This is a genomic window from Belnapia sp. AC561, from assembly GCF_979252845.1.
In genome coordinates, this window is the sequence record NZ_CEEDBP010000086.1 from 1 (window position 1) to 5,379 (window position 5,379).

Annotated in this window: 5 protein-coding genes and 1 pseudogene; 5 read left to right on the top strand and 1 reads right to left on the bottom strand. The window is 62.6% G+C overall.

Features of this window, described 5'->3' with window-relative positions:
• Nucleotides 1-326 precede the first annotated feature (326 nt).
• The 5 genes from AC0IW9_RS29935 to AC0IW9_RS29955 are packed head-to-tail and all read left to right on the top strand — an operon-like array spanning nucleotide 327 to nucleotide 4,894.
• Nucleotides 327-1,571: an ABC transporter substrate-binding protein gene (locus AC0IW9_RS29935; RefSeq protein WP_471651954.1), complete on the top strand. Its 1,245-nt coding sequence runs from the start codon at nucleotides 327-329 to the stop codon at nucleotides 1,569-1,571.
• A 9-nt stretch (nucleotides 1,572-1,580) separates the two neighbouring features.
• A complete protein-coding gene (locus tag AC0IW9_RS29940) occupies nucleotides 1,581-2,438 on the top strand; it encodes a branched-chain amino acid ABC transporter permease (protein WP_471651955.1) in 858 nt (285 codons plus the stop codon).
• Nucleotides 2,435-3,406 carry a branched-chain amino acid ABC transporter permease gene (locus tag AC0IW9_RS29945; protein ID WP_471651956.1) on the top strand — a complete coding sequence of 324 codons (972 nt, stop codon included), beginning with the start codon at nucleotides 2,435-2,437 and terminating at the stop codon, nucleotides 3,404-3,406. The genes AC0IW9_RS29940 and AC0IW9_RS29945 overlap by 4 nt, the downstream gene beginning before the upstream one ends.
• A 7-nt stretch (nucleotides 3,407-3,413) precedes the next feature.
• Nucleotides 3,414-4,145 carry an ABC transporter ATP-binding protein gene (locus AC0IW9_RS29950; RefSeq protein ID WP_471651957.1) on the top strand — a complete coding sequence of 244 codons (732 nt, stop codon included), beginning with the start codon at nucleotides 3,414-3,416 and terminating at the stop codon, nucleotides 4,143-4,145.
• The gene (locus AC0IW9_RS29955; protein WP_471651958.1) at nucleotides 4,142-4,894 is read left to right on the top strand and encodes an ABC transporter ATP-binding protein; all 753 of its coding nucleotides are present in this window, start codon (nucleotides 4,142-4,144) and stop codon (nucleotides 4,892-4,894) included. Before AC0IW9_RS29950 ends, AC0IW9_RS29955 begins: the two co-directional genes overlap by 4 nt.
• 78 nt (nucleotides 4,895-4,972) lie before the next feature.
• Here AC0IW9_RS29955 and AC0IW9_RS29960 read toward each other — a convergent pair.
• Nucleotides 4,973-5,290 (bottom strand): annotated as a pseudogene (locus AC0IW9_RS29960) (transposase); the annotation flags it as partial.
• Nucleotides 5,291-5,379: the final 89 nt, after the last annotated feature.

A 5,379-nucleotide genomic window follows, 5' to 3' on the forward strand; every position in this document is an offset into this window, starting at 1 on the left:
TGCCGAGGGGCAACTGAATCACCATCGTGCAGCCCGTGGGATCACAAGCGATTCAGTCAGGCTGGAAACCGCTCTAGAACCTTACAAATGGTCTGCAAGCTGATGTCTCTGCGGCCGAAGTTGCTGTCGGGTCCAGAACTGGCGTCCTGTCAGCCAGCATGTTCGCCGAGCCCAATCATCGTGGCAGCGGTTAGAGTTTGCCGTAGATTTCGCATGAGCGGAAGGTCCATGGCGCGACAGCCTTAGCTTAGTTGCGAAATGGGCGAGGGCTGCTAGGTTCTGGATAACGGACCGCGGCAATGACCGCCCGACGCATGGGGAAACGCATGACCATCACCCGACGCCCGCTGCTGGCTCTGCCGGCGCTTTTGCTCGTCCGCCCCGCCGCGGCCCAGGGCGCGCCCGTGAAAGTGGGTACGCTGCTGCCGCTGACCGGCGTGGCGGCCTCGGCAGGCAATTCCGGTAAGGCCGCCATTGATCTTGCGGTCGAGTTGATCAACACGCCGCAGCCCGACCTCGCTGCCATGCCACTTATGGCCACTGCCGGCTTCCCCGCGCTCGGTGGCCGGCCGCTGCAAGTGGTAATCGCCGACCAACAGGGCAGTCCCTCGGTCGCGCAGAACCAGGCGCTACGGCTCATCACCCAGGAACGCGTGGTGGCGCTGACCAGCGGCTACCAGTCTGGCTTGGTTCAGACCGCCAGCGCCATCGCCGAGCGGCATGGTATTCCCTACGTCACTGGCGAGGCCGTCGCCACCAACCTGACCGAGCGCGGCTTCCGCTGGTTCTTCCGCACGACCCCAATCGGCCCAGACATCGCCGCAATCTATGTTGAATTTCTGCAATCGGCGCAGGTCAACGGCCGCAGGGTTTCAAAGGTCGCCATCGTCAACGAGAACACCGAATACGGCACCTCCATCGCCGAGGTCATCCGCAAGACTGCCGAGGCGCGCGGCATCGCCATCGCATTGCAGATCCCCTATGCGGCAAACAGCGCCGATGTCTCGGCCCAGGTGCTTCAGCTGAAGGAGGCGCAGCCGGATGTGGCGATTTTCATCAGCTACACCTCGGACGCCATTCTCTACGCACGGACGATGCGGGCGCAGGGCTATCGTCCGCCGATCATGATCGGCGACAATTCTGGCTTCTCAGACGATAATTTTGTCCAGACTGCGGGCGATATCGCACAAGGGCTTATCAACCGCAGCGCCTTTGATCCCAGCCGCCCCGGCAGCAATTCCTTCAAGGTCAATGCGCTGTACAAGGCCCGCACCGGCCGCGAAATGGACGACACTACTGCCCGCATCATGCAGGGCTTCCTAGTGACCTGCGACGCCATCAATCGCGCCGGCTCCACCGAGCCTGCCGCCATCCAGAAAGCGCTGCGCGAAACCAACCTTGCGGCCGAGCAGCTGATGATCGGCTATCACGGAGTGAAGTTCGATACGAAGGGACAAAACACTTCGGCTTCCGTGTTGCTGGTGCAGCTGCGCGGCCGGGAATACGTTTCGGTCTGGCCGACGGCGACGTCCACGGCACAGTTGCAGTTGCCCTACAAGGGTTGGGAATAAGCGGCGCCGATGATCCTTGCGCAAGTCGTGCTGAACGGCGTCCTGGTCGGCGCCGTCTATGCCCTGTTCTCCTCCGGCCTCACACTGATCTGGGGCATGATGAACGTGGTGAATTTCGCCCATGGCGACTTCGTCATGATAGCGATGTATGTCGCCTTCGTTCTCTTCACCTCGCTGCATCTAGGGCCAGAGGTCTTCATACCAGTCGCTACCATGGTACTGTTCCTGCTGGGGGTGACGGCCTATTATGGTTTGGTCCGCCACGTCATGCGCGGGCCAATGCTTGCGCAGATCCTCGGCACCTTCGGCCTCGCCTTAGTGCTGCGCTACGCTATGCTCTGGATCTTCAGCGCCAACTTCGTCTCGCTGCCCGAAAACCTGCTGGGCGATGTGGTGACGATGGCCGGGTTGCGACTTGAGCCATCCCGCGTCGTTGCCGGTGTGGCGGCACTCACGGTAACCATTGGGTTGCACCTGTTGTTGACTCGCACTACGCTCGGCAGCCGATTGCTGGCGGTGGCAGAGGACCGCAGCGCAGCCATGTTGGTTGGCATCAGGCCAGACCCGATGCAGGCTCTGGCCTGGGGCCTTGGCGCCGCCTGCACCGGCGTCGCCGGTGCGTTGATCGCCTTGTTCTTCTACATCTCACCCACTGTCGGCGAATCCCTGGCATTGATTGCCTTCGTCGTAGTTTGCCTCGGCGGTTTCGGCAGCGTGCCGGGGGCGCTGATCGCGGGTCTCGCCATCGGCGTCATCGAATCGCTGACCTCGTTCTGGATAGGCCCGGCTTTCAAGGATGTGGTGGTATTCAGCCTGTTTCTCGGGGTGCTCTGGTTCCGGCCTCAAGGCCTGTTGGGCAAGGCATGAGCACGCCGATGACTCGCTGGGCCCTGGGCGGACTGCTGCTGGCCGCACTGCTGGCCTGGCCATTGGTGGTGGAGGATGTTTTCTACCAGCGTGTCGGCGCCCTGGTTATGCTGGCAGCACTTTCGGCCTCTGCCTGGAACTTGGTCGGCGGCTATGCCGGGCAGATTTCCATCGGCCACGTGTTGTTCTTCGGCTGCGGCGCCTATGCCTCCCTGCTGAGCTATACATGGTTCGAATGGGCGCCGATCCTGGGCGCTCCCTTCGGCATCGCGCTGTCACTGCTGCTTGCGGTGATCGTCGGCACGCCGACGCTGCGGCTAAAGGGGCACTACTTTTCGATGGCAACCATCGCCCTGGCTGAGTTGGCGCGAATCATCGTCGTCAATACACCGGACCTTGGTGGCGGCGTTGGCGTCTCGGGACCGGCACTGCCGCGCTCGCTGCTCGACCTCTCCTTTATCAGCCCGCTACCGTACTACTACATCTTCGGCGCGGTGTTGGCGGTGCTGCTGGCCTTCACCGCCTGGATGAGCCGGGCCCGGATGGGCTTCTACTTGCGTGCCATTCGCGGGCAGGAACGTGCGGCGCGCAGTCTCGGCGTGCCGGCGCAGCGCTATAAGCTGTACGCGCTTCTCGTTTCGGCGGGCTTTACCTCGCTGACTGGCTCCCTTTACGCGGCGATGGTTGGCTTCGTCGATCCGGATAGCGGGTTCGGCATCTTGTTCTCGGTGAAGATGGTTATCGCGACGGCGCTCGGCGGTGCCGGGACGCTGTTCGGCCCACTGGTTGGCGCAGCGATCTTGGTGCCATTGGAGGAGACAACGAATGCTCTTTTCGGCGGAGGCGGTACCGGCATCACCTATGTCGTCTACGGTGCCATCATCGTGGTGATCAGCCGCTTCGCCCCAGGTGGCCTTGCGGAGATCTTTGCGCGGCTGCAAGCTTGGAGGCAGCGCCGTGTCGGCTAACGCCCCCTTGCTCGAAGCGCGCGACATCGTCGTCGCCTTCGGTGATTTCCGCGCTGTGGACGGAGCTTCGCTGGACATCCGCAAGGGCGAGATCATTGGCCTGATTGGGCCGAATGGTGCCGGTAAGAGCACGTTCTTCAATTGCTTGGCGGGAGACCGTCAACCGAAGTCCGGCACTATCCGGCTGCGCGGCCACGACGTGACCCGCGCCTCGCCAGAGGAACACGCCAAGCTAGGCCTGGCGCGGAGCTGGCAGGTGCCGGCGATGTTCGATGACCTGAGCGTACGCGAGAACGTCATGGTCGGCGCCTTTCTAAAGCATAAGCGTAGCGCAGATGCCGCGGCAGCGGCCGAACAGGTGATCGACTTCACCAACCTGCGTAGCATCGCTGATGCGCGCTCGGGCAGCCTTGGTACACCGGCCCGCAAACGGCTGGAAATTGCTCGCGCCTTGGCCACCGAGCCGGAGATCCTACTGCTCGACGAAGCCCTTGCCGGGCTGACGCCTACCGAGGTCCGTACCGCGATCGACTTGGTGCGGCGTATTCATGCGCGCGGCATTACCCTTGTCATCGTGGAACATGTGATGGAGGTGATCCTGTCGCTCACCAACCGCGCGGTCGTGTTCAACCAGGGCAAAGTCATCGCTGCGGGCGCACCGCGGGATGTGGTGCAAGACCCCGGCGTTATCGAGGCCTATCTCGGCCGCAGTCTCAGTCGAAAGGCGCCGGCGGCATGAGCGGGACAGATAGCGCGCCGCTACTGAGCGTCCGCGACCTTGAGGTCCACTACGGCGATCTTATCGGCATTGCCAATGTCTCGCTGGAGGTCCGCAAAGGTGAGGTTGTGGCTTTGCTCGGCTCGAACGGTGCGGGTAAGACCACGGTGCTGAACGCGATCATCGGTCTAGCGCGGCCGAGCGCCGGTCAAGTGCTTTGGGAGGGCACCCCAATCGGCGGCCTGCCAGCCTATGCGGTGGTCCGCCGCGGCTTGGCGCTGGCCCCAGAAGGTTGGCGGCTCTTTGCGAACCAGACGGTCGAGCAGAATCTGCGGTTGGGCGCCACACCATTGAGCAATCAGCGGCGGGAGGCTGAGTTGCTGGAGCGCGTCTTTAATTTCCTACCGAAGTTAAAGGAGCGGCGGCGCCAAGCTGCGGGCACACTTTCAGGCGGAGAGCGGCAGATGCTGGCGGTTGGCCGAGCACTTATGAGCGCGCCTCGCTTGCTGTTGCTGGATGAACCGTCGCTTGGCTTGGCGCCGGCGATCGTCGAGATGATGTACGAGAAACTACAGGTATTGCGCAACGAAGGGCTGACCCTGCTGATTGCCGAGCAATCGGTGGAGCTGGCGCTCGAGATTGCCGATCGCGGCTACGTCATCCAGACCGGGCATTCCGTGCTTGAGGGCACCGCCAACGAACTGGCGCGCAGCCCGGAGGTGCAAAAAGCCTATCTTGGCATCAGCGGGGACGATGTTGCGGAAGTGTAAGACCATCCATCGCATCCATCAACCAGGAGCCTTTCCTGCGCTGGCTAAACGTCGCCATGGTTTGCACAACCATTTCGGCTAAAGCGTTTTCCTATCAGTCTGCGCGCCATAGTCGGCGGCGGCGAAGTAGTTGGCACACTCGGTTGGGGTGAGGGTGTCGATGATGCGGCCGATGGCAGCCCATAGCCCGTTGAGGCTGCGCTCGGCCACTGTGCGGAGCGCGGTCTTCAGCTTGGCGAAAGCCTGCTCGATTGGGTTGAAGTCGGGGCTGTAGGGCAAGAGGTAGAGCAGGTTGGCGCCTGCGGCCTCGATAGTAGCCCTGACACCTGCGCCCTTGTGGCTGCCGAGGTTGTCCATCACGACGATGTCGCCAGGGCGGAGCTCAGGCACCGTAACCGTCAGCTGTTTCTTCCGGTTACCCACATTTTGGCTGCATCAGGTTGGCTCCGAGCATCATGTCCATGAGGCGTGACCAGCCTCGCCAC